Raw genomic sequence first — 24,033 nt, forward strand, 5'->3', positions numbered from 1 at the left:
TTAGTTGTAAAATGCTACGAACACGTGTAAACAATAAAAATCATTCGGTTTTAAGTTAGCGAAAACGGTACCATATAAAATAAAACACATCAACAATAGCGCGTGTCGTTCTCAATGGGGATTGTAATACAGTGTGGTAATCAACTACTGCTTTGGTGTCGAAGCAAAATCTCCTACTACTTTTATTGACTTTTATGTATGTTTGATTGTGTAAATTTGTAGAAGAGATTCTTCTTTAAGGTTGATTTTAGTTCGTTTAATATGATTATTAGGAGCGCATTGTGTGCAAACCGCCGAAAGTGATTTCGATTGTAGGTCCAACAGCATCTGGCAAAACGAGTCTTGGTATTGCAATTGCGAAGAAATTTGCTGAACGTGGTGTAAAAGCGGAGATTATAAACGCAGACGCATATCAAATGTACCGTTATATGGATATTGGTACAGCAAAAGCCACTAAAGAAGAGCAAAGCGAGATTAAGCATCATTTAATAGATATTATTGATCCAGAAGAATCCATGAGCGTTGCAAAATTTCAAACGCTTGCTAGGCAATGCATACGCGATTTGCAAAAAAAAGGTATTCGCCCAATTCTTGTTGGAGGCTCTGGTCTATATGCTCGTGCGGCTGTAGATGATATAACTTTTCCAGGTACAGATCCTAATATTCGCAAAGCTTTGGAAGATCGTGAAAAGTCGCAAGGAGCAATGGCTCTTTTTGAAGAGTTACAAAAACTGGACCCTGTGGCGGCTAAAAATATGGATCCAAGAAATTCGCGCAGAACAATTCGCGCTCTAGAAGTTATTGAGTTAACAGGAAAGCCATATTCTGCTACTCTGCCAAAATACAAGTATTTGATTGATTGTGTGCAAATAGGATTGGACTTAAACAGAGAAGATTTGGATGCGCGAGTGGAGCTTCGCACAAAAATGATGCGCGAGCAGGGTTTTGTAAACGAAGTTAAAGAGATTCGCTCAAAGCTTGGTGTTACTGCGAGTAGAGCTTTGGGATACAAGCAAATAATGGACTATTTAGATGGCTTATGCAGCGAAGATGATGCTTTTGCTGATATTGCTCAGAAAACTAAACGTCTTGCTAGAAAACAAATGGGTTGGTTTGGAAGAGATTCGCGTATTCATTGGGTTAATGCTTTGCAGCCAGATGTGGTTGATGCCTCAATGAAGATAATTAATGCTGCTGATAATGGCGATTTTAAAGATGATTTGATTGCCGAATCAACTTCCCATCATCTCGGCGCGTTAATTGTCGAATAGTAATAATAGAATAAGTTTTTAGATAATTAATCTTTAGATGTTTATGCGTGAACCCTAGCTTAGGCTGGGGTTCATTGCGTATAAGGCATATTGGGAATGATATTGAGAAACGATATCGAGATACTTATTTGTATGAACATAGGAGATTTGTGTGAATAATCATCATTTGTCAAACTCTTCCAGTGAAATCTTAGAGAAGAATGATTTAAGTACTTCTGGAACTAATGCCGCTTCTTTGCAAGATGCTATTAGCGCAAGTCACGCGCATCAGCATAAGCTTTCGCTATCACTAGCGTTAACGTCAATTGTGTTTTTGGCAGAAGTAATCGGATCTATTTTAACTAATTCGATTTCTTTGCTGATTGATGCTGGTCATATGCTAACGGATATTTCCGTTTTAGCTGCATCTACGGTTACTGCGATTTTAATGCGCAAAAAGCCTAATGCAAAGCGCACTTGGGGGTGGGCAAGGCTAGAAGTGATTACTGCTGCAGCTGGCGCTCTTGTGCTTCTTTTTGTAGGCGTTTATGCGATTGTGGAGTCGGGGATGCGTCTTTTTGGCGCAAGTCATAATGAAATTCACGGTGTAAGTCAGCTGCTTTTCTTTGGTATTCTAGGTCTTCTTGCAAATATTGCTTCGCTTATAATTCTTGTTTCTCAATCTAAAGACAATATGAATATGCGAGCAGCGTTTTTGGAAGTTATGAACGATGCTTTAGGCTCTGTAGCAGTAGTTGTTTCTGCATTAGTTATGATAGCTACAAATTGGAGCGGTTTCGACGCTGTAGCTGGCGGAATTATAGCAATTTTGATGATTCCTAGAGCGTTGCACTTGCTTAAAAATGCTGTAAAAGTTTTGCTTGAGCAAACGCCGGAAGGATTGGATATAGAAAAAGTTCGCGATCATCTTGAACACGTTCCTCATGTTCTTGCTGTTCACGATTTGCATGCAAGTACTGTTTCTACAGGAATGCCTATTTTTATGGCACATGTTGTTGTAGAGCGCGATTTAACAATGGATCAGTGTGCTGATATTTTAAGCCAGCTTCAAGATTGTTTGCGTGAGCATTTTCCAGTTTCTGTTTCGCACACCACATTCCAACTAGAACCTGAAGGATATACCACTCAAAGTTCGTCGGAACATCATGAGTAGTTTCGTTGAGTAGTTTTGTATTGCAACATTTACGCGTGTTGTAACTATATGTAAAGTAGAGTGATATTATGCCGTTAAAAGAGTTAATAGACAACGCGCATAGCGATCGCGTTAAGCGTATTTGCGCAATAAGTCGTGCAAAATCGCGAGTGGATGGGCGCTTTTTAGTAGAAGGTCCGCAAAGCGTTAGGGAAGCGGTAAGGTACGCGCATAAGTCGATTCTAGACATTTACGTTTTGCAAGATGCTGTTAATAGTGACTACATTGATGTCAATTCTTTTAAAAATCTTAAAAATGGCATTTTGCAAAATGGATCTTTAGAAACAATAAGCAAAATTGTTGACGAATCCTTAAAAAATCAGTGCTATGTGCACCCTGCAACAGCAGAAGTTATGCATAAGATCAGTACGGATTGTCAAGGGATTGTTGCCGTTTGTGATTCTACTATTTTAGATAAAGAATTTATAAAAGAATTTAATAGTATTGGGGTAGAAAGCAAATATAAGTCTGGTTTTGCTTATGATCCTATATTGATTGCAGCCTGCTGGCAGGTAAGAGACCCTGGCAACGCTGGTGCGATTATTCGCGTTGCAGATGTAGCTGGTTGTAGTGCCGTTGTTTTTGTTGACGATTGCGTGAATCGTTTTAATTCAAAGCTTGTTCGTTCTACTGCAGGCTCATTATTCCATTTGCCAGTAGTGACAATGAGTGAGGATGATTGGTTTGATTGGACAAAGTCATTAAAAATAAGGGTTATTGCAGCTGATATTTATGGAACGGAAAATAAAAAACCAAAGTCTTTTGCAAATCTTCTAAAACCACTAAGTGATGATTTAAATAAAGGATATAACGAAGGATCTAATGCAATATTATTTGGAAACGAAGCCAGAGGATTGCCAGAAGAAATATTAAATAGAGTAGACGAAATATCGGTAATACCTATTTACGGAAAAGCAGAATCAATGAACTTGGCAACCAGCGCTGCAGTAATGCTAATGGGCTTGGCTATGTCTAGTCATGAGCGAAAAATGTAGATTTGAGACGTTTTTTGAATGCTTCACAAAAGTACACATAACACGGATAGGAAGGGTGCTGTGGCAAGTAGTAAGCCGTTCGACGCGAAGGCAATTACAAAGGTAGTAAAAGAGGGTATAGCTTGTGTTCAAGCCGCTAAAACAATGGAAGAGTTGAAAGCGGCAAAAACTAAGTATGCAGGAGCTCAGTCTGCAATGACCCTTGCCAGCAAGTCTATTGGAAGTCTTCAAGTAGAAGAAAAGAAAGAAGCTGGCAAGATAATGTCGGCTTTACGCGCTGATTTTGGTCGTGAATTTGCAGCAGCCCAAGAGCGTATTAAGGCTATTGAAGAAGCTAATATGCTTCAAAAAGAAACAGTCGATATGACCTTGCCAATAAATCGTAAGCCGCTTGGCGCTCGCCATCCGATTGCGCGTATTATTGAAGACTTTGAAGACTTCTTTGTGTCTATGGGTTGGCAGATTTCTGCAGGACCAGAGGTAGAAACAGAGTGGTTCGATTTTGACGCGTTGAATTTTGGTCCAGATCATCCTGCTCGTCAAATGCAAGATACTTTTTATGTGCAAGGTAATCAGGCAAAGGATGCTGCAGGATTTGTTGGATCTAACATGGTTTTGCGTACGCAAACTTCTTCCGATCAGGTTCGTGCGTTAATTGAGCGAGGAGTACCTCTGTATATTGCGTCCCCAGGCCGAGTATTCCGCACGGATGAGCTTGATGCAACGCATACTCCAGTCTTCCACCAGTGCGAAGCTTTGGCAGTAGATAAACATTTGAGCATGGCTGATTTAAAGGGTGTTCTTGATCGCCTTGCTGTTGCAATGTTTGGTCCAGATGCAAAAAGCCGTTTGCGCCCAAGCTACTTCCCGTTCACGGAGCCTAGTGCGGAGTTGGATCTTTGGTTCCCAGATAAGAAGGGTGGCCCAGGTTGGATTGAATGGGGCGGATGCGGAATGGTGAATCCGAATGTTCTTAAGTCTGCAGGCTTAGACCCAGATGTTTATACGGGATTTGCTTTCGGTGTTGGCTTGGAGCGCACTTTGCTGCTTCGTCACGATATTAACGATATGCACGATTTGGTTGAAGGCGATAAGCGCTTCAGTGAACAGTTTGTGATGGGAGAGTAGTACTCATGCCAATGGTAGATATTGACTGGCTTAAAGATCATGTTGAAGTGCCAGAAGGTTTGACTTACGAGCAGCTTGCTAAAGATTTGGTGCGAGTTGGCTTAGAAGAAGAAGAGATTCACGACTCTCAAGTTACAGGTCCTATTGTTGTAGGATACGTCGTTGATGCTACTCCTGAGCCGCAAAAAAATGGCAAAATTATTAATTGGTGCCATGTTGATGTTGGAGATAAATACAACGAGGTAGACGAAAATGGTAATAAGGTTCCTCGTGGAATTATTTGCGGTGCTCCAAACATGGCTGCTGGAGAAAAAGTTGTTGTAACTCTTCCTGGGGCAGTTTTGCCTGGCGATTTTAAGATTGAGCCTCGCAAAACTTACGGCCACATTTCTAATGGAATGTGCGCATCCGAGCGCGAGCTTGGTTTGGGAGATAGCCACGATGGCATTATTTTGCTTCGCGAATACGGTTTCTCTAAAGCTGAATATGATGCTTTGAAACCTGGAGACGACGCAATGTCGCTTCTTCACTTAAACAAGCCTTTGCTGGAAATTAACATCACTCCTGATCGTGGATACGCGTTTTCTTATAGGGGTGTTGCGCGCGAATATCACCATTCAACTGGTGCAACTTACACTGATCCAGTAATTGAACTTAATAATAAAGCTGATCAAGTAGTTTCTATGTCTGATGGAGCTTCTAAAGATATAGAAGTTAGTATTGAAGATAATAATCCTATTCATGGTGTTGTTGGATGCGACCGTTACTACGCTCGCGTTGTTAGAAACTTTAATCCAGATTCTTCTAGCCCTAATTGGATGCGTAGGCGTTTAACTCGTGCTGGAATGCGTGGTATATCTCTTGCAGTAGACGTTACAAATTACGTAATGCTCGACTTAGGTCAGCCTCTTCACGCTTATGATTTAGATAAGATTGAAGGTCCTATTGTTGTTCGCCGCGCTAAAGCTGGAGAGCGTTTAACAACTTTAGATGGCAAAGACAGAGAGCTTAACGTTGAGGACTTGCTTATTTGCGATTCTCCAAAGGGAAATCACGGTTCGCGTGTTCTTGGACTTGCTGGCGTAATGGGCGGAATGTATGGAGAAGTAACGAGCGAAACGAAGAATATTCTTGTTGAAGCTGCACACTTTGACCCCGTTTCTATTGCACGTACAGCTCGTAGACATAAGCTTCCAACTGAGGCATCTCGCAGGTTTGAGCGTGGCGTTGATACTGCTTTGCAGCCAGCAGCTGCGCAAATGGCTGTTACAATGCTCAGCGATTTTGGTTCTGGAGAGCCTTCTAATACGCCTACAGACGTAAACAATACTGTTGATAGAAGTGTTATTGTTTTCAAAGCTAGCGAAGTAGAGCGTGTTTCTGGCTTAAGCATTGATTTGAATCGTATTAGCGATATTCTTACGGATATTGGTTGCTCTGTTGCTGGCGGCGGAAACGGATCCTTCTCTGTTTTGCCTCCAACTTGGCGCCCAGACTTAAATGAGCCATGCGATTTGGTCGAAGAAATCGCGCGCTTGGTTGGCTACGATGAGATTCCTGTTAAGGTTCCAGCTGTTCCTGTTACTGGCAAAACTGGTTTAACGCAAGATCAAGCAACTCGTAGAGCTATTGCATATGAACTTGCTGAAATGGGCTTGATTGAATCTTTGAGCTACCCGTTTGTTGGTCAGGAAGATTTTAAAGCTTTCCGTGAAGACGTTGATTCTGTTGCTAAAGTCAGCGTAAAAATCGCAAATCCTTTGGCTGGCGATCGTCCTTGGCTTCGAAGGAATGTTCTTACCACTTTAGCTGGAACGGTTCGCAGAAATATTCGTCGTGGCTTAAGTGATGTTTCTCTTTATGAGCTTGGTCACGTGTATTTTGCGGATCCTAATGCTCCAGCTATTCCTGCTTTGCCTGGTTCGGTTCGTCCTACGGATGCTCAGCTTGCTGCGTTGGATGCAGGTTTGCCTGAGCAGCCTTTGCATGTTGCAGCTCTTTTAACTGGTAATGCTGAAGAAACAGGTTGGCTTGGAACTCATAGAGAAGTTGATTGGAGTGATGCTGTAGAAGCTGTTAATCGTTTAGGAAAGCGAATCGGCGTTGCTTTTGACGTTCGTCAGATTAATTCTGATGATGTTCCTGCTTCTTGGCATCCAGGTCGTACCGCGAAGGTGTATATTCCTGTTGATGGTGCCGACGATGTTGAAATTGGTATTGTTGGAGAGCTTCATCCTCAGGTTGATGAGAATTTGGGTTTGCCAAAGCACTCTGCAGCATTCGAGCTTGATTTGAGCGCATTGTTTGATGCTATGCAAGTTAAGCCTGTTCAGGCAAAACCTGTTTCTACATTCCCTCCTGTTAAGCAGGACTTCGCGTTTGTTGCTCCTTCTTCTTTGACTGCTCACGATTTAAAGGAAGCTATTGTTAAAGCTTCTGGTGATTTGCTTGAGTCTGTAGAGTTGTTCGATGTTTATGAAGGCGAACAACTTGGAGAAGGGCTAAGATCTCTTGCTTATTCTGTAACATTTAGGGCTGCTGATAGAACGCTTTCTAGCGATGATATGGAAGCGGTTCGAGAGGCTATTACAAAGTCTGCTCAAAAATTGCATGCAACATTGCGAGTATAAGTTCGAGTATAAGTTACAGAGTCGCGTTTTTTAAATTAATACGGCTGAATGATTAGTATTATCTGGTTGTTCAGCCGTATTTTTTAGTAAATAAAATAGTATTTATGGCTTTGTTAAAATGTATATATTCATGAATATATTTATGTATTCATGTATATTAGATTGGAGTGCTCTTTAGAAAGGTATTGCCAATTATGGTTGAGTCTAATAGGAAGTCAAATAATTTTAGTAGCGATGATGCGCTTAATCATAGTTATGTGAATGAAGATAATAATTTTGACGATGCTTTTGATGATAATGACGATTTTGGTTCTATTGAATCCGCTGGAAAGCAGCGTCCTACGACTAAAGCTGCACGTTTAAATGCGATTGAACAGGCGCTTTTAAGTGAGGTTATTACTTCACAGTCTCAGCTTGCTAAAGTTTTGGCTCGTCATGGTTTTGAGGTTACTCAAGCAACTTTGAGTAGAGATTTGGATGAAATAAATGCGGTTAAAATTCGTCTTACAGACGGCAGAATTGCTTATGTTCTAGGAGATGGAACTGGTAATCGTCACGCAATGGATACCGTTAGGATTGATCAACAGGTTGCTAGGACTCTTTCTGGTCTTATTACAGAAGTTGGATTTGCTAATAATATTGTTGTGATTCACACTCCTTCGGGCGCTGCTCAATATGTTGCAAGTGTTATTGATAGGCAGCCTTTAAAAGGTATTTTAGGTTCGGTTGCTGGCGATGATACAGTGCTTATGGTTTGTGTTTCTAACGAAGAAGCAGAAGATAGAGCTAATTGGATGCTTTCAGTTGCATCTAGGTGATTTTGTATTAGTTTATTCATTTTATAGTTATATTTGTGTCTAATATGCATCGATGGATGTTGAATTTATAATACTTGCTGCAAAGACCACAGTGTTGTGGTTTTGCACTTTGTTATAGTGTAATCAATTGCATAAGTATTATTTTTATTGTCTTATTTTTTTAAATATTATTTTTCGGAATGTAATAAAAACGTTGTATTTCTAAGCGTGTTGAGATTTTATCTATGGTTGTATAATATACTATATATCGTTTATTTATTCAATATATGACCTTGGGAGGTCACTATGACTAGTAAGAAACGTATTGTATTGGCGTATTCGGGTGGCCTCGATACATCTGTAGCTATTCCGTACCTTAAAGAGCAAACAGGTCAAGACGTTGTAGCTGTGTCACTAAACGTTGGTCAAGGTGGAGAAGCGCTCGAAGTCATTAAAAATCGCGCTTTGGCTTGTGGTGCTGTTGAATCGTATGTAGTTGATGCTCGTGAAGAATTTGCGGATAACTATTGCATGCTCGCATTAAAAGCAAATGCAATGTACGAAGACGTGTATCCTTTAGTTTCCGCGCTTTCTAGGCCGCTTATCACTCGTCACTTAGTTCACGCAGCGCACGAATTTGATGCTGATACAATCGCACACGGTTGCACTGGCAAAGGAAACGATCAGGTTCGTTTTGAAGTTGCAATCCAGTCTTTGAATCCAGATTTAAAGGCAATTAGCCCAATTCGCGATTTGTCGCTTACTCGCGATGTGGAAATCGCTTTTGCAAACGAGCACAAGCTTCCGATTACTCAAAGCAAGAAAAGCCCATATTCTATAGACCAAAATGTTTGGGGAAGGGCTATTGAAACAGGCTTTTTGGAAGATCCGTGGAATGCTCCAACCGAAGAATGCTACTCTTACACAAAGAATCCTTTGGAAGCTACAACTCCAGACGAAGTTACAATCACGTTTGAAAAAGGTATTCCAGTTGCAATTGACGGTCATAGCGTAACTCCATTGCAAGCAATCGAAGAAATGAACAAAAGAGCTGGGGCACAAGGAATCGGTAGAATCGACATTATTGAAGATCGTCTAGTTGGCATTAAGTCTCGCGAATTGTACGAAGTTCCAGGCGCGCAAGCTTTGATTACGGCTCATCAAGAGCTTGAGAATTGCTGCTTGGAGCGCGAACAGCATAGGCTTAAGCGTGCTCTTGATAAAAAGTGGGCGGAATTTGTGTATGACGGCCAGTGGTTCTCGCCAGTTGTGCGTTCTTTGAACGCGTTCATAAACGAAACGCAAGAGCATGTTTCTGGCGATATTCGCATGACTTTATACGCTGGAAAGGCTGTTGTAACAGGCAGAAAGTCGGATGAGTCTTTGTATGACTTTAACTTGGCTACTTACGATTCTTCCGATACTTTCGACCAGCGCGCTTCCAACGGATTTATTGAAATCTACGGATTGTCTAGCAAGGTTGCAGCGGCTCGAGATATGCGCGTTGCAAAGAACAACTAACAAGAGGAAAGCAGAAAGAAGAATATAACTATGCACGATGCAAATGCCGATGCAAATGTCAACGCAAACCATCCAATAGCCTTGTGGGGCGGACGTTTTAGCTCAGGACCTTCCGCAGAGCTTGCAAAGCTTAGCAAATCAACTCAATTTGATTGGCGATTAGCGGATGATGATATTGCAGGATCTCGCGCTCATGCGCATGCGTTGCATCGTGCAGGTTTATTAACAAATCAAGAATACGAGGATCTTCAAAAAGCTCTAGACGAGTTGCAAAATCGCGTGGATAATGGCACTTTTACGCCAATTGAAGAAGACGAGGATGAGGCAACTGCATTAGAGCGCGGTTTGCTTGATATTGCAGGAAGCGAACTTGGCGGAAAACTTAGAGCTGGACGCTCTAGAAACGACCAAATCGCAGCTTTAATACGCATGTTTTTGCGCAGACACTCGCGCGTTTTGGCTACTCTCGTGTTAGATGTTTGTAATGCTTTAGTTGCTCAATCTTTAGCTGCAAAAGATTCTGTAATGCCTGGTCGTACTCATATGCAGCATGCTCAACCTATTTTGCTTGCACACCAGCTAATGGCTCATGTTTGGCCGCTTTTGCGAGATGTAAATCGCCTTGCGGACTGGGATTCGCGCGCAAACGAAAGCCCGTATGGGGCAGGGGCATTGGCTGGCAACACTCTTGGACTAGATCCCGAAGAAGTTTCTAAAGAACTTGGTTTTTCTGCTGTTTGCGCGAATTCTATTGATGCTACAGCAAGTAGAGATATTGTTGCGGAGTTTTCATTTATTGCAGCCATGATTGGCGTTGATATTTCTCGCTTAAGCGAAGAGATTATTATATGGAATACTCAAGAATTTGCGTTCGTAACTTTAGACGATGCTTATTCTACTGGATCTTCTATTATGCCTCAAAAGAAGAATCCAGATATTGCGGAGCTTGCTAGAGGAAAAGCAGGACGATTAATCGGAGATTTAACTGGATTAATGGCCACTCTTAAAGGTCTTCCTACTGCTTATGCAAGAGATTTGCAAGAAGATAAAGAGGCAGTTTTTGACCAAATTGACACTCTAGAAGTTCTGCTTCCAGCATTCGCAGGGATGGTTAGAACAATGCGATTTAATATTGCTAGGTTGCGTGAACAGTCTGCTACTGGTTTTGCCTTAGCTACAGATATTGCAGAATGGCTTGTAAAACAAGGTGTTCCATTTAGAAATGCGCATAAGTTATCAGGATTATGCGTAAAACGTGCTGAAGAACTTGGTGGGGATTTAGACGTTTTAAGTGATGATGATTTTGCTAATATTCTGAATGATTTTGTAGATCGAGCCGATATTGAGAATCTTAAACTTGTTCTTTCTAGTGATGGATCAGTAGCTTCTAGATGTGGAAAAGGTGGAACGGCTTTTGTTCGCGTAAAAGAACAAATTACTCAAGCTCAGCTTGCGATTGATGAGTATAAGAAATTTTCTGAATCTGTAAGTGATGGAACTGCTTATAAGAGTGTCGCCCTGTGCTGCCAAAATTGAAAGGCTTGGATTGCGCTTTTAGCGCCCGATGCCTAGGTAAGTTTTGGCAATAATAAGGAGATACGAATGGCTCAGGTCAGGAATTACAAGGAAGCTGGATTTGCTTCCTTGTTTGAAGAGCTAAAGTGGCGTGGATTAATTTCACAATCTACTGATGAGCAGCAGCTTGCTCAAGCGCTTGACGGAGAACCATTAACGTATTATTGCGGTTACGATCCTACTGCTGCTTCATTGCATATTGGTAATCTTGTTCAGCTTATTAATATGCGTCATTTGCAAGCTGCAGGTCATCATCCTATTGCGTTAGTTGGTGGTGCTACTGGTTTGATTGGTGATCCTCGTCAAAGTGGCGAACGCACGCTTAATTCTAAAGATATTGTGGCTGGTTGGGCAGAGCGCTTACGCAAGCAGATTGGCAGAATTTTGCCTCTTGATGGAGAGAATCCTGTTCGTTTTGTTAGCAATTACGACTGGGTTTCTAAGATGTCTGCTATTGACTTTTTGCGTGATGTTGGTAAGAACTTCCGTGTTGGCACAATGCTTTCTAAGGATATTGTGGCTCGCCGCTTAAACTCCGACGAAGGCATTTCTTTTGCTGAGTTCAGCTATCAGGTTTTGCAAGGAAACGACTTCTTGTACTTGTTTGATAATTACAACGTGACTTTGCAACTTGGCGGTTCGGATCAGTGGGGTAATTTGACTTCTGGCATGGACTTGATTCGTAAGGTTCGCGGAGCTTCTGTGCACGTGTTTACAAGCCCGATTATTACGGATAATCAAGGTCGTAAGTTTGGCAAATCGGAGGGTAACGCAATGTGGCTTGATCCTACAATGCTTAGCCCTTATCGCTTCTATCAATTCTGGTTTAATCAGCCAGACGATGAAGTTGTTAAGCTTCTTAAAGCTTTTACGTTCTTGCCTAAGAGTGAGATTGAGCGTTTGAACAAGCAAATTCAAGAAGACCCAGGAAGTCGTGAAGCTCAGCGTGTTCTCGCTTGGGAAGTTACGAGCTTTGTTCATGGTGAAGATGTTACGAATCAGGCTATTGCTGCTTCTTCGGCATTGTTTGGTAAGGGTGATTTAGACGCTATTGATGAGCAAACTCTTGAAGCTGCCTTGGATGGTGTTAAGGTTAAGGCGCAGGATGGTAGTTTAGAATTTGCTAAAGCAAATAGTGGTGATCGCGTTGTTGAAGCTGCTGTTGCTGCTGGATTGTTCCGCACAATTTCTGAAGCTCGTCGTGCTATTGAAGCCGGTGGTTTGTACGTTAACAATAATCGAGTAGACAGTGTCGATGACATTTTGAATGATAATTCATTCTTACATGGTCGTTTTGCTTTGATTCGTAGGGGCAAGAAGGCTATTGGCGCTGTTGAGCGTGCTTAGTTTTTTAAGCGTGTTTGATTTGTTTTTAATATTAGATTTTTAGTATAATTTTATATTTTTAGAATTTGAAAGGTATGCCAATAATGGGCGAAGAACGCGGATCGCGTAGTGGTAAGTCGTTTGGTAATCGTGGCCATTTTAGCCGTCAAAATGGCGGTAAAAATGGTGGAAACGGCGAGCATCGTGGCGGATTCCATAAGGGTGGATTCCACAAAGATGGTGGCAGAAAGTTTAATCACCGTGATGGCGAACGTAGATTTGAGCACAATGATCGCAGATATGATGATCATAAGAACGGTCGTCGTGACGATTTTGAGCGTGATTCTGGTAGTTCAGAAGGTTTAAGACGCAATGGATTCCACAAAGGTGGATTCAATAAGAGCGGTTTTAAGAAGGATAACGATCGTAGGTTTAACCATCGTGATAATGATCATAGGTTCAACCGTGATGATCGTGATAACCGCAGTGATCGCAGATTCGATAGAAAAGATAATCACGAAACTCGCAGAAATCGTGGTTTTGATGCCAAGTCGGAAGAAAATGGCAATCCAAGGTACAAGAAGTTTGATCGTGATAATCGTGGCGAGCGCAATGATCGCCGCTTTGAAGATAATCGAGGTGGCTTCCACAAGGGTGATTTTAAGAAGAATGATTCTAGAAAGCGCGATTCAAAGTCGTCTTTCCGCTTTGAAAATGGTCCTCGTAGAAACTCGGATGGAACTGTTTCTTACCCATCTCAAAATCCTTATACTGATAGGCGTCCAGGCGAACCTAAGATGCCTAGGGGCTTAGAGTATTCCATGCTTTCTAAAGAATCTCGTGAGCGTTTGCGCGGTCTTTCTAAGGAACATTCTGAAAATATTGGTTTGCATATTCTCGCAGCTTATGCTTTGCAAGAAGAAGATCCAGAGCTTGCATTGGAACATGCAAAGTGGGCTGCAAAGCAGGCATCGCGTATTGATTTTTCGCGCGAAACATTAGGATTTATTGCATACCGTCAGGGTGATTACAAGCTTGCTGCGCGCGAGTTTAGAACAGCTATGCGGATGAATGGCTACATGGATTATCTTCCATTTATTGCCGATTGCGAGCGCGGTATGGGCAACCTTGATAAGGCTTTGGAAATCTGCATGTCGGATGAAGCTAGAAGGGTTACTGGCGAAGTCAAGGCAGAAATGTTCCTTGTGTACGCAGGTGTTTTGGCAGATACAAACCATTCGGATAAGGCTATTGAGCTTGTTCACGCAATGGGTAGGTCTAAGGGTTTGCCTGGCGAGTATAGAATGCGTGCAGTTCAAGCGGAACAGTACTTCCTAGAGGAGGCTGGGCGAAGTGATGAGGCTATTGAGCTTGACTCTTTGCTTGATCGCTTAGAAGAGCAATACGCAGATATTGAAGACGAAGAAAATCCAGAAGATGTTGTGATTGACTACGATTTGGAACATCTTAATGACGCGATTATGGACGAAGTTGGCATTAGTGAAGATGATGCGCAATTTGCTCCAGATGATGACTCGGATGATTCAGACGATTCGGATGATTCAGACGATGATTCGGGCGAAGATTCAGACGATTCAGACGATGATTCACAAATCGCAGACAATACTGAAACTATAGAGATGAGTGCAGTTAAGTCTGAAGAGGAATAGTACAACCATATCTTCTAAGCCCGGCTTCTGTATTATGAGAGTATAGTAAGCCGGGCGTTTGCTACTTTGATATTTTTAAAATCATGCGGGGATATTCTATGCAACTTGATGAACGAACGAATTTTTCAAATAGTAAATCTGCGTTAAGCAAGAATTTTCGCTTAGCTTTGCTTGACTTAGACGGCGTAGTGTATAGAGGCGGAAAATCCGTTGAATATGCTGCTGAATCAATTGAAAATGCTCAAAAAAATGGCATGTTTATTGAATATACGACTAATAATTCTTCTCGTTTTCAAGAAGTTGTAGCAAGTCAACTAGAAAGTTTCGGCTTAAAAGTAGAGCCGTGGCAGATTATAACTTCTTCTGTTGTTGCAGCAAGAATGGTTGCTCGCTACGTTCCGAGAAATTCTAATGTTTTAGTGCTTGGAGCCGATCATCTCATACAAGAGGTTCGTAGTGCTGGTCTTAATCCAGTAAAGTCTTGTAAAGACAATCCAAAAGCTGTTATCCAAGGCTGGTATCCGCAAATGACTTGGCAAGAAATGGCACAAGTCGCTTTCGCAGTAGAGCATGGAGCTAAGTATTTTGTTACTAATCGCGATTTAACAATTCCACGTGAGTTCGGTATAGCTCCTGGATGCGGTTCTATGATTCAAGCTGTAGTAAATGCAACTGGAGTTGAGCCTATTGCTTCTGCTGGAAAACCCGAGTGCGCAATGTATGACGAAGCGAGATTGTTGGTTGCTGCAAATGCAAATCACAATGATGAAGATGTTAAAGAATATGCAGAAAAAGATGAGTTTGGGAATCCTGTAATAAGTATTTCGCGTTCGCTAGCCGTAGGAGACCGATTGGATACAGACATCGAAGCTGGTACCAGAGGGGGATATGAGTCTCTTCTAGTGCTTACTGGTGTCACCAATCCGCGTATGTTGCTTGAGGCTCCAAAACACTTGCGACCAAGCTTTGTTTCTAAGGATTTAAGAGGACTAAACGAGGCTCATGAGTCTCCAAAGCGTGTTGACGACGTTACATTTGTATGCGGAACTTCTAGAGCACAAATTGTTTGTAATTTTATTGAAGTAAACAATCCTAATGATTGCAACGCTTTGCGTGCTGCTTGTGTGCTCGCTTGGTGTTTAAAGGATAGTGGAAAATCGCTTGAAGACTACATTCTTCCAGAGTTTTCTTTATGAATATATGAGTTTGCATATGTGTGTATGAGGATTTTTCAATGTCTGACGGAGATGATTTAGTTCAGCGATTAGATTGTGAACTTGTAAATCGCGGATTAGTGAAAAGTAGAACGACAGCTCAGCGTTTAATTAAGTCTGGGTTAGTAAAAGTAGATAATCGAATTGTTTATAAATCATCATTTTTAGTGGAAAAAGCGCAAGAAATAAGTTTTGATGAATCAAAAAAAGAAAATTCTTGTCTTAAATATGTTTCTAGAGGAGCACTCAAATTAGAAGGTGCGTTCTCTTTATTTGAAGATTTAGGATTAAAAGTTTATTCAAATACTAAAGCGCTAGATATTGGTGCTTCAACTGGCGGTTTTTGCGATTATTTGTTGCAAAATGGCGTTAATCGCGTTATTGCTTTAGACGTTGGACACGGTCAATTGCACCCAAAGATCGCAAGCGATCCGCGCGTTATCGAAATGAGTGGCGTAAATATTAGAGATGTTTACGCGCAAGATCTGCCTTACAAGCCTAATCTTATAGTCTCAGATGTTTCTTTTATATCTCTTACTTTTGTTATTCCAGTAATCGCGCGTATTGCGCAAAACAACGCGAATATTGTTCTTCTTGTAAAGCCACAATTTGAAGTTGGTAAAGGAAATCTTGGAAAAGGCGGAATTGTAACAGATAAAGACCTAAGACTTAAAGCATTAGAAAATATTAAAGAATGCGCTAAAAATAGTGGTTTAAAAGTTGTTTCAACTCATGAATCTCCTATAGAAGGAACTCATGGAAATATTGAATATCTTCTTTATGCGCGATTTAATAGTTAAAAATAATTATTTGATAAATATTTTTTACATAAGCAGTACAATGCGCAATATGTAGTGCAACAATTACAATATTTATTGTTATTTGCAAAACCACAAAGGGGCTGTGTTATGCCAGAACTTTTAGTAGATGATGATGCTTCTTATGCTCGTCGCGCTCTGGTAGTTACGCATGCGCGTCTTGATAGTCACAGTGCCGTTGTAAATCAAGTTACCACGCAGCTTAGTAGTGCTGGTTTTCATGTGGATGTGTTTCATAGTGCTGCCGTATCTGATTTTGCGCAAAAAACAGCACATGTTATTGATGAAAACACAGAGATTGTTGTTGTGCTTGGTGGAGATGGCACAATGCTTCAAGCTGCAGAATTGGTGCATTGCACTCCTGTTCCAATCATAGGTATAAATCTTGGTCATGTTGGATTTTTGGCGGAATTTGAAAGCTTCCAAATAGATGAGGCTATTAGAAGAATTGCTCAAAAAGATTACTTTTTAGAGCATAGAATGGAAGCTCATGTAGACGTTTGGCTTCCTGGAGCGAGTGAGCCTTTAAGCGATTGGGCGCTTAACGATATTACTTTAGATAGGGCAGATCGCGGTAGAATGGTGGAGCTTTCGATTCGCGTTGATAATGTTGAAATGTCGTCTTTTGGCTGCGATGGTGTTATTGTTTCTACTCCTACTGGATCCACAGCTTACGCATTTTCGGCAGGAGGTCCAATCATGTGGCCAAACGTCGAGGCTTTGCAACTGGTTCCTTTGGCTGCACACGCGCTTTTTTCTAGACCATTGATTATCGGAGCAGGTTCAACTTTTACTATTGATATTTTGGAAGATTCAGCTTCTGGTGGTTGGATTTGTTGTGATGGTAGGCGTCAAAGGGCTTTACCGCAAGGCTCTAGGATTCAAATTCGTCAGTCCAAAGATGAGCTGTTTTTAGCGCGTCTTTCTGGTGTTCCATTTACGCAAAGATTAGTTACTAAGTTTGATTTGCCTGTAGTTGGTTGGCGCGAAAATCGTCGTAAAAAGTCTTCCAAACCTAAGGAATATGAGGCTAATCTGCATAATGAAACCGATAGGAATTATGAAGATGTTCCAAATGTCTCAAATAACTACCATAACCCTAATAGCTTAAACTCGTAGGGGGCATCCTTGCTTGAAGAATTAGAAATTCGTAATTTAGGACCAATCTCTCACGCGGTTATTACTCCCTCATATGGAATGACTGCTATTACTGGAGAAACAGGGGCTGGAAAATCTATGCTTCTAAGCGCTATAAGACTTATATCTGGAGGAAAAGCTGATTCTTCTAGAATTGCATCTTTTGCGTCAGAATCATGGGCGCAAGGCGTTTTTTCTGTTTCAAAGTCAGGAATTGTTTCTAATCTTTTGCAAGAATCTGGGATAGATGTTGAAGAATCTGAAGGCGATGATTCTAAAATAGATGTTTATGTATCTCGTACTGTTCCAAAATCTGGTAGGTCTAGGGCGGTAGTATCTGGTTGTTCTGTTCCTAAGACTTTGCTGGATAAAATTTGTTCGCAAACAATAACAATTCATGGGCAAAGTGATCAGTTGCGTATAGCAACAAGTGCAAAACAGCGTGAGTTCTTGGACTCAATTTCTTGTGATTCAAAAGAATTACAAGAATATTCTGTGGCATTTAAAGAATGGCAGGATTCTGTTGAATCTTATAACAGGCTTATAAATCAAGAATCTTCTTCTAGGCAGCGTGCAGATTATTTGCGAGAATCGCTAGAAAAAATTCGCCAAATCGATCCAAAACGGAATGAAGATGAAGAGCTTAAAGCTAAAAGAGATCGCATAGAAAACGCTGCTCAAATCGTTGGAGCTATTAGCGAAGCAATTTCTTCGTTAGACGCAAGTCAAATTGACTACGGCGCAATAGATTCCGTTGACGCATTACATTTGGTTGACAATGCATCTAAGGCAATTCGCTCGATTCGAGTTGATGGAGATTATAGCGCGATTGCAAATCAACTTGACGATATTTCTTCCCAAATTTCCGACATTGTTATGCAGCTCGCTCAGCAATTAGATGTTGATGAGAGTCAGGAAGATTTAGACGCTATTAACAATCGTATTCACGATTTAAGCGATTTAACACGCAGATGGGGTCCACAGATCGACGATGTTTTAGAGTGGGCTAAAAAGGCGCAATTTGAGCTTGAAGATTTGGATGATTCACCTGAGGCTATTGATCGCGCTAAAAAAGCTTGTGATAAGTATTATTCTAATGCCAAAAATTTAGCAGATAAACTTTATGATTTGCGCAAAAGTGCAGCAGAAAAGTTTAGTTTTGAAGTTAGTAAAGAGCTTGAATCTTTGGCTATGCAAGATGCTCAGCTTTTAATCAAAGTTAATAGGCGTAAAGTAGATGAAACTGGAGTAGTTGACTTAGATTCTCATGGTTTAGACAATGTTGAGTTTCTTTTTAAGCCTTTCCCGTCGTCTGATTATTTGCCAATGGGTAGCAGTGCTTCAGGTGGAGAGTTAAGTAGACTTATGTTAGCTATGGAGTTGGTTGCGGCAAAATTCAATAACAGCGACTCTCATTCTATGACTTTTATTTTCGACGAGGTTGATGCGGGAGTTGGAGGAGTTGCAGCAGTGGAATTAGGCAAACGCTTAGCTCAACTTGCTAAAAGTTCTCAGGTGATTGTTGTAACGCATTTGGCTCAAGTTGCTTCTTTTGCTGATGTTCAATTTGTGGTTAGAAAAAGTTTTAGTGATTCATCGGTTTCTGGTGATTCTTCTAATGATTTTGACTCTTCATTAGTCGTAGATACTACTGTTACTAAGTTGGATGATTCACAGCGTGAGCAGGAAATAGCTAGAATGCTTTCTGGAAGTCAGTCGCAAGCTTCTTTAGAGCATGCTAGAGAATTGTTAAAAACAAGCAAAATTTAATCTAAAATCTGAATCTAATTCAAAGTAATTTTTATAAAACAGGATTAATATCAGGATTAATAATATGAGCGAAAATGTGTTAGTTGATAATTCAAATTGTGCAGCAATTTTTGATTTTGATGGTACTTTGCTTTACTCTTTACATGTTTGGGATGATATAGACGAAAAGAGTTTTGCTAAACGCGGTATTAAAGTGCCTGATGATTTTGCTGATTCCACTGCAACAATGACTCCTCGAGAAGTGGCTGATTATGTTATTGCACGTTTTGGTTTTACGGATTCTCCCGAAGATTTAATGCAGGAATGGAATGATATGGCTAATGAAGCTTATTCTAATCAACTGCTTCTTAGAAAAGGCGCTAAAAATTACGTTGATTATTTGCATAAAACAGGTGCAAAATTAGTTCTTATGACTACTCTTTCTAAATCTTTATGCGAAGCATCTTTAAAGCGAACAGAATTATGGCAATATTTTGATTTGATGATTTTTGGTGAAGATTTACAATCAGATGGGAAAAATAGTCCTCAAACTTATTTAGATTTGTCCAATAGAATAGGTGTAAAACCAGAGTATTGCACTGTTTTTGAGGATTCAGCTATAGCTTTAAAGTCGGCTCGTTTGGCTGGAATGAAAACTTGTGGTGTAGCGGATTTAGATAATAGTGATTTAAATCCAGAATTTAATAATTGTTGCACAGTTTTTTGTGATTTTGATTTCGCTCCAAAAGTGTTATGCAAAAAACTAAGTGAAAATCAAAATTAAGTTGAGGTTTCACATACCCCGGGTTTTGTCGCGTGCAAAATGCACACGGATGACCATCCATCTCGATTTGACGTTACCGCCAAACTCTAGCAGTCTACCCGAAGACTTAGGCGAGCAGCCCTTAAACACCTTCTGCTTGACCTTGCTCCCAATGAGGCTTGCCATGCGGCTAACTGTTACCAGAAGCCCGGTGGTCTCTTACACCGCCGTTTCACCCTTACCTAAACAAAAGTTTAGGCGGTCTATTCTCTGTTGCGCTATCTCTCAGGTTGCCCTGGGCGGACGTTATCCGCCATTGTGCTCTACGGAGCCCGGAAGTTCCTCAGCTACTCCGAATGAACATTGCAGCCGCGGTCATCGTGAAACCTCAACCTTCCCAATTATAACAGACGTTTTAATTTTGCGCATATTTTGCGACTCGCTAGAAAATGGCGGCTTTTAGCGGATATAATGAATGTATCAGCGGCGCTGGTGCCGTTGACGTGTACACAAACCGATTTATATCGGATTACTTAAGGAGGTTCGCATGGAAATCGTCATCACCGGACGTCATACGCAGATTAAGCAAAGATTCCGTGACGTTGTGGAAAGCAAGATGAATCGTGTGACCGCCATTGCTCCAGATGCGCAGCGCATTCAGATTGTGCTTAACACTGAGGGCAATCCAAGGCAGGCAGATACTGCAAAAAGAGTTGAAATTACTGTAGTTGCAGGAAGTACGGTTATTCGCGCAGAAGCATCTAGCACAGACCAATACAGTGCATTGGATATGGCTCTTGATAAGTTGACGCTTCGTTTGCGCAGAACTCGCGATCGTCGTAAGGACCATCGTCGTGGATATGAGCAAATGGTTCCAGTTGATTTGGGTGTTGCAGAGCCAGAAGTTGAAACAACTGTTGAAGAAGTTGCACAAGAAGATGGAACGAATAGTGCAGATGCTGCGGTTGCTTCCGACTTGGGTCCTGGCGAATCAGTAGAGGTGAGTGTTGGAGATACTCCTATTGTGATTCGTCGCAAGCTTCATATTGCTGAGCCAATGAGCATTGACGAAGCGTTGTATGAAATGGAACTTATTGGTCATGATTTCTTCCTGTTCGTAAATAAGGAAACAATGAGACCTTCGGTTGTGTATCGTAGGCATGGATGGAGTTATGGTGTGTTTGAAATTGATACTCCAGAAAACGTTTCTAAAAAGAAGTAATAAAGAAGTAATAAAGCAAATAAGGGTAAAACATTATTAAATAGAAATTAACTCATATGAGTCAATGCCCGTCTAGTAAGAGTCTAGGCGGGCATTTTGTGCGTAGTGTCAGACTCGCTATCTTATAAAAATCGCAGCCGTCGCGTAATATAGGCACAGTTTACGTCTATATTGGCTAGCCGAATAATAGACACGACCTAAGGGAGCTAAACGTGGTAGATATCGTCGATAAAGCCTTGCGCATGGGTGAAGGCCGTCAATTGAAGCGCCTTGAGAATGTTGCAAAGGCTGTGAATGCGCTAGAAGATGAGATTTCTGCGCTTTCCGATGAAGAGCTTAAAGGGCAAACGGCAAAATTCAAGCAGAAGTTAGACAATGGTGCAAAACTTGATGATTTAATGCCAGAAGCATTTGCTACAGTAAGAGAGGTTTCAAGGCGTACTCTTGGTCAGCGTCATTTTGACGTTCAGCTCATGGGCGGTGCAGCATTGCATTGGGGCAATATTGCAGAAATGAAGACTGGTGAAGGTAAAACACTTGTTGCAACACTGCCTAGCTATTTGAACGCTTTGGAAGGTAAGGGCGTTCATGTTGTTACTGTTAACGACTATCTTGCTAGCTATCAAAGTGAGCTTATGGGTCGTATTTACAGGTTCCTTGGCATGAGCGTTGGATGCATTATTACAGATCAGCAGCCTCCAGAGCGCAGGAAGCAATACAACGCAGATATTACTTACGGCACAAACAACGAGTTTGGTTTCGACTATTTGCGAGACAACATGGCTTGGGAAAAGGGCGATCTTGTTCAGCGTGGTCATCACTATGCAATCGTCGATGAGGTTGATTCCATTCTTATTGATGAGGCTCGTACGCCACTTATTATCTCGGGACCTGCCGAAGGTGATGTTACGCGTTGGTATCGCGAGTTTGCAAAGCTTGTTCTAAAGCTTGATCGCGATGTTGATTACAAAATTGATGAGAAGCGCAAGACTGCTGGTATTTTGGATCCAGGCATTGCAAAGATTGAAGATTATTTAGGTATTGATAATCTTTACGAGCCAAGCAACACTGCTTTGATTGGCTACTTGAACAATGCTTTGAAAGCTAAGGAATTGTTCCTTCTTGATCGCGATTATGTTGTTACTAATGGCGAAGTTTTGATTGTTGACGAGCACACTGGCCGTGTTCTTCCAGGTCGTCGTTATAGCGAAGGCTTGCATCAGGCGATTGAAGCTAAAGAGAATGTTGAAGTAAAAGCAGAAAATCAGACTTTTGCAACTATTACTTTGCAAAATTACTTCCGCATGTACGACAAGCTTGCTGGCATGACTGGTACTGCAGAAACGGAAGCTGCCGAGTTTATGGGAACATACAAGCTTGGCGTTCTTCCAATTCCTTCTAACCGTCCAGTTATTCGTATGGATAAGGATGATTTGATCTTCCGCACTAAGAAGGAAAAGCTTGCTGCGATTGTTCGAGACGTAGCTCAGCGTCATGCAAAGGGTCAGCCTGTTTTGCTTGGTACTGCATCGGTTGAATCTTCCGAAATCGTTTCTTCGCTTTTGGATGTTGCTCGTATTCCTCATCAAGTGTTGAATGCTAAGCAAAACGCTAAGGAAGCAGCTGTTGTTGCTGTTGCAGGTCGTAAGGGTGCTGTGACTGTTGCTACAAACATGGCAGGTCGTGGTACAGATATTATGCTTGGCGGAAACGTTGAGTTTTTGGCAGATGCAAAGCTTAAAGCAGAAGGCTATTCTCCAGACGATACTCCAGAGGAGTACGAGAAGCGTTGGCCAGGTGTTTTGGCAGAAGTTAAGGAACAAGTTAAAGACGAGCACGAAGAAGTTAAGAAGCTTGGTGGCTTATATGTTTTAGGCACTGAGCGCCACGAATCTCGTCGTATTGATAATCAGCTTAGAGGTCGTTCTGGCCGTCAGGGTGATCCTGGCGAATCGCGCTTCTACTTAAGCTTGGAAGATGACTTAATGCGTTTGTTCAACACTCAGCTTGTTGCGCGTGTTATGGCTAAGGGCTTGCCAGAAGGTGAGCCAATCGAATCTAAGTATGTTTCTAATGGCGTGCGCACGGCTCAAAAGACTGTTGAGGCGCGTAACTTTGAAATGCGTAAGAACGTTTTGAAGTACGATGATGTTATGAATAAGCAGCGTACTGTTATTTATTCAGAACGTCAGATTGTTCTTAAAGGTGAAGATATTCATGAAGATATCTTGAAGTTTATTAAAGATACTGCCGATAGCTATGTTCGCGGAGCTATGAACGGTTCTGATAAGCCAAAGAACTGGGATTGGGAAGGTCTTAAAGACGCTGTTAATGCTGTTATGCCAATTATTTTGGATTGGGATCAGCTTCGCCTGCAGATTGAGTCTCTTAAGGGAGAAAAAGCTGTTGAAGCTTTGCGAGACACTATAGTAGATGGCGTTACTACTATTTACGCTGTGTTTGAAGAAAGAATGGGTTCTGATAACTTGCGCCAGTTTGAGCGTAGAGTTGTTCTTGCTGTTCTTGATCGAAAGTGGCGTGAACATCTTTATGAGATGGATTATTTGAAGGATGGTATTGGTTTGCGCGGTATGGGTCAGCGTGACCCTCTGGTTGAATATCAGCGCGAAGGTTTCCAGATGTATAACTCAATGATTGAGGCAATTAAGGAAGAGTCTATTCAGCTTCTATTCCGTATGAATCTCGAGCAGATTGTTGCGGAAACTGAAAACCAAGATGATTCTTATGTTGATGCCGATATTCAGCAAGCAGAACAAGAAGAAGATGAGCATTCTGGAATCGTTGGTCCTGCTCCTATGAGCCATGCTGATGGTGAAGTGCCATTGAGTAAGCGTCCAAAGGTTGAAGAATGGAAGACTCCTTGGGCTGATGGTCGTACCTTCCCAGGAACGAACAAGAATGATGAGTGCCCATGTGGCTCTGGCAGAAAGTACAAGTTATGCCATGGTCAGAATGAGGATTAAAATAATTTTAGTTTAAACGAAGATTAAATTTTAAGTTGTAA

The 24,033-nt window shown here is 41.4% G+C and carries 17 protein-coding genes and 1 other RNA gene; 17 read left to right on the forward strand and 1 reads right to left on the reverse strand.

From position 1 onward, the window contains the following. Window positions 1–281 precede the first annotated feature (281 nt). The 15 genes from miaA (at window position 282) to GAVG_RS02255 (ending at window position 19,807) form a co-directional block, all read left to right on the forward strand. Entirely contained in the window at window positions 282–1,271 is a 990-nt protein-coding gene (miaA, locus tag GAVG_RS02185; protein WP_009994809.1) for a tRNA (adenosine(37)-N6)-dimethylallyltransferase MiaA, read from the forward strand. Window positions 1,272–1,422: 151 nt separating this feature from the next. Beyond that, window positions 1,423–2,424, forward strand: coding sequence for a cation diffusion facilitator family transporter (locus GAVG_RS02190; protein ID WP_009994811.1), 1,002 nt, complete (start codon window positions 1,423–1,425; stop codon window positions 2,422–2,424). A gap of 68 nt (window positions 2,425–2,492) precedes the next feature. Next, window positions 2,493–3,458 (forward strand): TrmH family RNA methyltransferase, encoded by a 966-nt coding sequence (locus GAVG_RS02195; RefSeq protein ID WP_004115517.1) that lies wholly within the window; start codon window positions 2,493–2,495, stop codon window positions 3,456–3,458. Between the two features lie 18 nt (window positions 3,459–3,476). Then, on the forward strand, window positions 3,477–4,586 hold the full coding sequence (pheS, locus tag GAVG_RS02200; protein ID WP_004115516.1) for a phenylalanine--tRNA ligase subunit alpha: 1,110 nt from the start codon (window positions 3,477–3,479) through the stop codon (window positions 4,584–4,586). 5 nt (window positions 4,587–4,591) lie between these two features. Continuing rightward, window positions 4,592–7,216 carry a phenylalanine--tRNA ligase subunit beta gene (gene pheT / locus GAVG_RS02205; protein ID WP_009994812.1) on the forward strand — a complete coding sequence of 875 codons (2,625 nt, stop codon included), beginning with the start codon at window positions 4,592–4,594 and terminating at the stop codon, window positions 7,214–7,216. Between the two features lie 194 nt (window positions 7,217–7,410). Then, the gene (locus tag GAVG_RS02210; protein WP_004115512.1) at window positions 7,411–8,034 is read left to right on the forward strand and encodes an arginine repressor; all 624 of its coding nucleotides are present in this window, start codon (window positions 7,411–7,413) and stop codon (window positions 8,032–8,034) included. A gap of 285 nt (window positions 8,035–8,319) precedes the next feature. Then, on the forward strand, window positions 8,320–9,534 hold the full coding sequence (locus GAVG_RS02215) for an argininosuccinate synthase (RefSeq protein ID WP_009994813.1): 1,215 nt from the start codon (window positions 8,320–8,322) through the stop codon (window positions 9,532–9,534). Window positions 9,535–9,564: 30 nt separating this feature from the next. Next, window positions 9,565–11,070: an argininosuccinate lyase gene (gene argH / locus GAVG_RS02220; RefSeq protein WP_004121812.1), complete on the forward strand. Its 1,506-nt coding sequence runs from the start codon at window positions 9,565–9,567 to the stop codon at window positions 11,068–11,070. A gap of 66 nt (window positions 11,071–11,136) precedes the next feature. Continuing rightward, window positions 11,137–12,456 carry a tyrosine--tRNA ligase gene (gene tyrS / locus GAVG_RS02225; protein WP_004115506.1) on the forward strand — a complete coding sequence of 440 codons (1,320 nt, stop codon included), beginning with the start codon at window positions 11,137–11,139 and terminating at the stop codon, window positions 12,454–12,456. Window positions 12,457–12,539: 83 nt separating this feature from the next. Then, the gene (locus GAVG_RS02230) at window positions 12,540–14,105 is read left to right on the forward strand and encodes a tetratricopeptide repeat protein (RefSeq protein ID WP_004115505.1); all 1,566 of its coding nucleotides are present in this window, start codon (window positions 12,540–12,542) and stop codon (window positions 14,103–14,105) included. A 98-nt stretch (window positions 14,106–14,203) separates the two neighbouring features. Continuing rightward, window positions 14,204–15,301: an HAD-IIA family hydrolase gene (locus tag GAVG_RS02235; RefSeq protein WP_013399523.1), complete on the forward strand. Its 1,098-nt coding sequence runs from the start codon at window positions 14,204–14,206 to the stop codon at window positions 15,299–15,301. Window positions 15,302–15,339: 38 nt separating this feature from the next. Then, complete coding sequence (locus GAVG_RS02240) at window positions 15,340–16,119, forward strand: TlyA family rRNA (cytidine-2'-O)-methyltransferase (protein WP_009994818.1); 780 nt, start codon at window positions 15,340–15,342, stop codon at window positions 16,117–16,119. A 108-nt stretch (window positions 16,120–16,227) separates the two neighbouring features. Continuing rightward, window positions 16,228–17,256, forward strand: a complete 1,029-nt coding sequence (locus tag GAVG_RS02245) for an NAD kinase (protein ID WP_004112543.1) — start codon at window positions 16,228–16,230, stop codon at window positions 17,254–17,256. Between the two features lie 9 nt (window positions 17,257–17,265). Beyond that, window positions 17,266–19,044, forward strand: coding sequence for a DNA repair protein RecN (gene recN, locus GAVG_RS02250; RefSeq protein ID WP_048653119.1), 1,779 nt, complete (start codon window positions 17,266–17,268; stop codon window positions 19,042–19,044). A 64-nt stretch (window positions 19,045–19,108) separates the two neighbouring features. After that, the gene (locus GAVG_RS02255) at window positions 19,109–19,807 is read left to right on the forward strand and encodes an HAD family hydrolase (RefSeq protein WP_013399526.1); all 699 of its coding nucleotides are present in this window, start codon (window positions 19,109–19,111) and stop codon (window positions 19,805–19,807) included. Here GAVG_RS02255 and rnpB read toward each other — a convergent pair. Next, window positions 19,806–20,177, reverse strand: an RNA gene (rnpB, locus tag GAVG_RS06550) — RNase P RNA component class A. The genes GAVG_RS02255 and rnpB overlap by 2 nt on opposite strands. Before the next feature lie 156 nt (window positions 20,178–20,333). On the opposite strand from rnpB, the gene hpf reads away from it, so the two are divergent. Beyond that, window positions 20,334–21,008: a ribosome hibernation-promoting factor, HPF/YfiA family gene (gene hpf / locus GAVG_RS02260; protein ID WP_004121791.1), complete on the forward strand. Its 675-nt coding sequence runs from the start codon at window positions 20,334–20,336 to the stop codon at window positions 21,006–21,008. A 212-nt stretch (window positions 21,009–21,220) separates the two neighbouring features. Beyond that, a complete protein-coding gene (gene secA / locus GAVG_RS02265) occupies window positions 21,221–23,992 on the forward strand; it encodes a preprotein translocase subunit SecA (RefSeq protein ID WP_004115494.1) in 2,772 nt (923 codons plus the stop codon). Window positions 23,993–24,033 lie beyond the last annotated feature (41 nt).

This window comes from Gardnerella vaginalis ATCC 14018 = JCM 11026 (assembly GCF_001042655.1).
In the GTDB taxonomy this organism is placed as follows: domain Bacteria; phylum Actinomycetota; class Actinomycetes; order Actinomycetales; family Bifidobacteriaceae; genus Bifidobacterium; species Bifidobacterium vaginale.

What these genes read in the sequence shown, in the direction of transcription:
- pheS (WP_004115516.1), top strand. Translation starts at nt 3,477, where the DNA reads ATGCTTCACAAAAGTACACATAACACGGATAGGAAGGGTGCTGTGGCA.
- argH (WP_004121812.1), top strand. Translation starts at nt 9,565, where the DNA reads ATGCACGATGCAAATGCCGATGCAAATGTCAACGCAAACCATCCAATA.
- GAVG_RS02240 (WP_009994818.1), top strand. Translation starts at nt 15,340, where the DNA reads ATGTCTGACGGAGATGATTTAGTTCAGCGATTAGATTGTGAACTTGTA.
- GAVG_RS02235 (WP_013399523.1), top strand. Translation starts at nt 14,204, where the DNA reads ATGCAACTTGATGAACGAACGAATTTTTCAAATAGTAAATCTGCGTTA.
- pheT (WP_009994812.1), top strand. Translation starts at nt 4,592, where the DNA reads ATGCCAATGGTAGATATTGACTGGCTTAAAGATCATGTTGAAGTGCCA.
- hpf (WP_004121791.1), top strand. Translation starts at nt 20,334, where the DNA reads ATGGAAATCGTCATCACCGGACGTCATACGCAGATTAAGCAAAGATTC.
- GAVG_RS02210 (WP_004115512.1), top strand. Translation starts at nt 7,411, where the DNA reads ATGGTTGAGTCTAATAGGAAGTCAAATAATTTTAGTAGCGATGATGCG.
- tyrS (WP_004115506.1), top strand. Translation starts at nt 11,137, where the DNA reads ATGGCTCAGGTCAGGAATTACAAGGAAGCTGGATTTGCTTCCTTGTTT.
- GAVG_RS02215 (WP_009994813.1), top strand. Translation starts at nt 8,320, where the DNA reads ATGACTAGTAAGAAACGTATTGTATTGGCGTATTCGGGTGGCCTCGAT.
- GAVG_RS02255 (WP_013399526.1), top strand. Translation starts at nt 19,109, where the DNA reads ATGAGCGAAAATGTGTTAGTTGATAATTCAAATTGTGCAGCAATTTTT.
- GAVG_RS02245 (WP_004112543.1), top strand. Translation starts at nt 16,228, where the DNA reads ATGCCAGAACTTTTAGTAGATGATGATGCTTCTTATGCTCGTCGCGCT.
- GAVG_RS02230 (WP_004115505.1), top strand. Translation starts at nt 12,540, where the DNA reads ATGGGCGAAGAACGCGGATCGCGTAGTGGTAAGTCGTTTGGTAATCGT.
- GAVG_RS02195 (WP_004115517.1), top strand. Translation starts at nt 2,493, where the DNA reads ATGCCGTTAAAAGAGTTAATAGACAACGCGCATAGCGATCGCGTTAAG.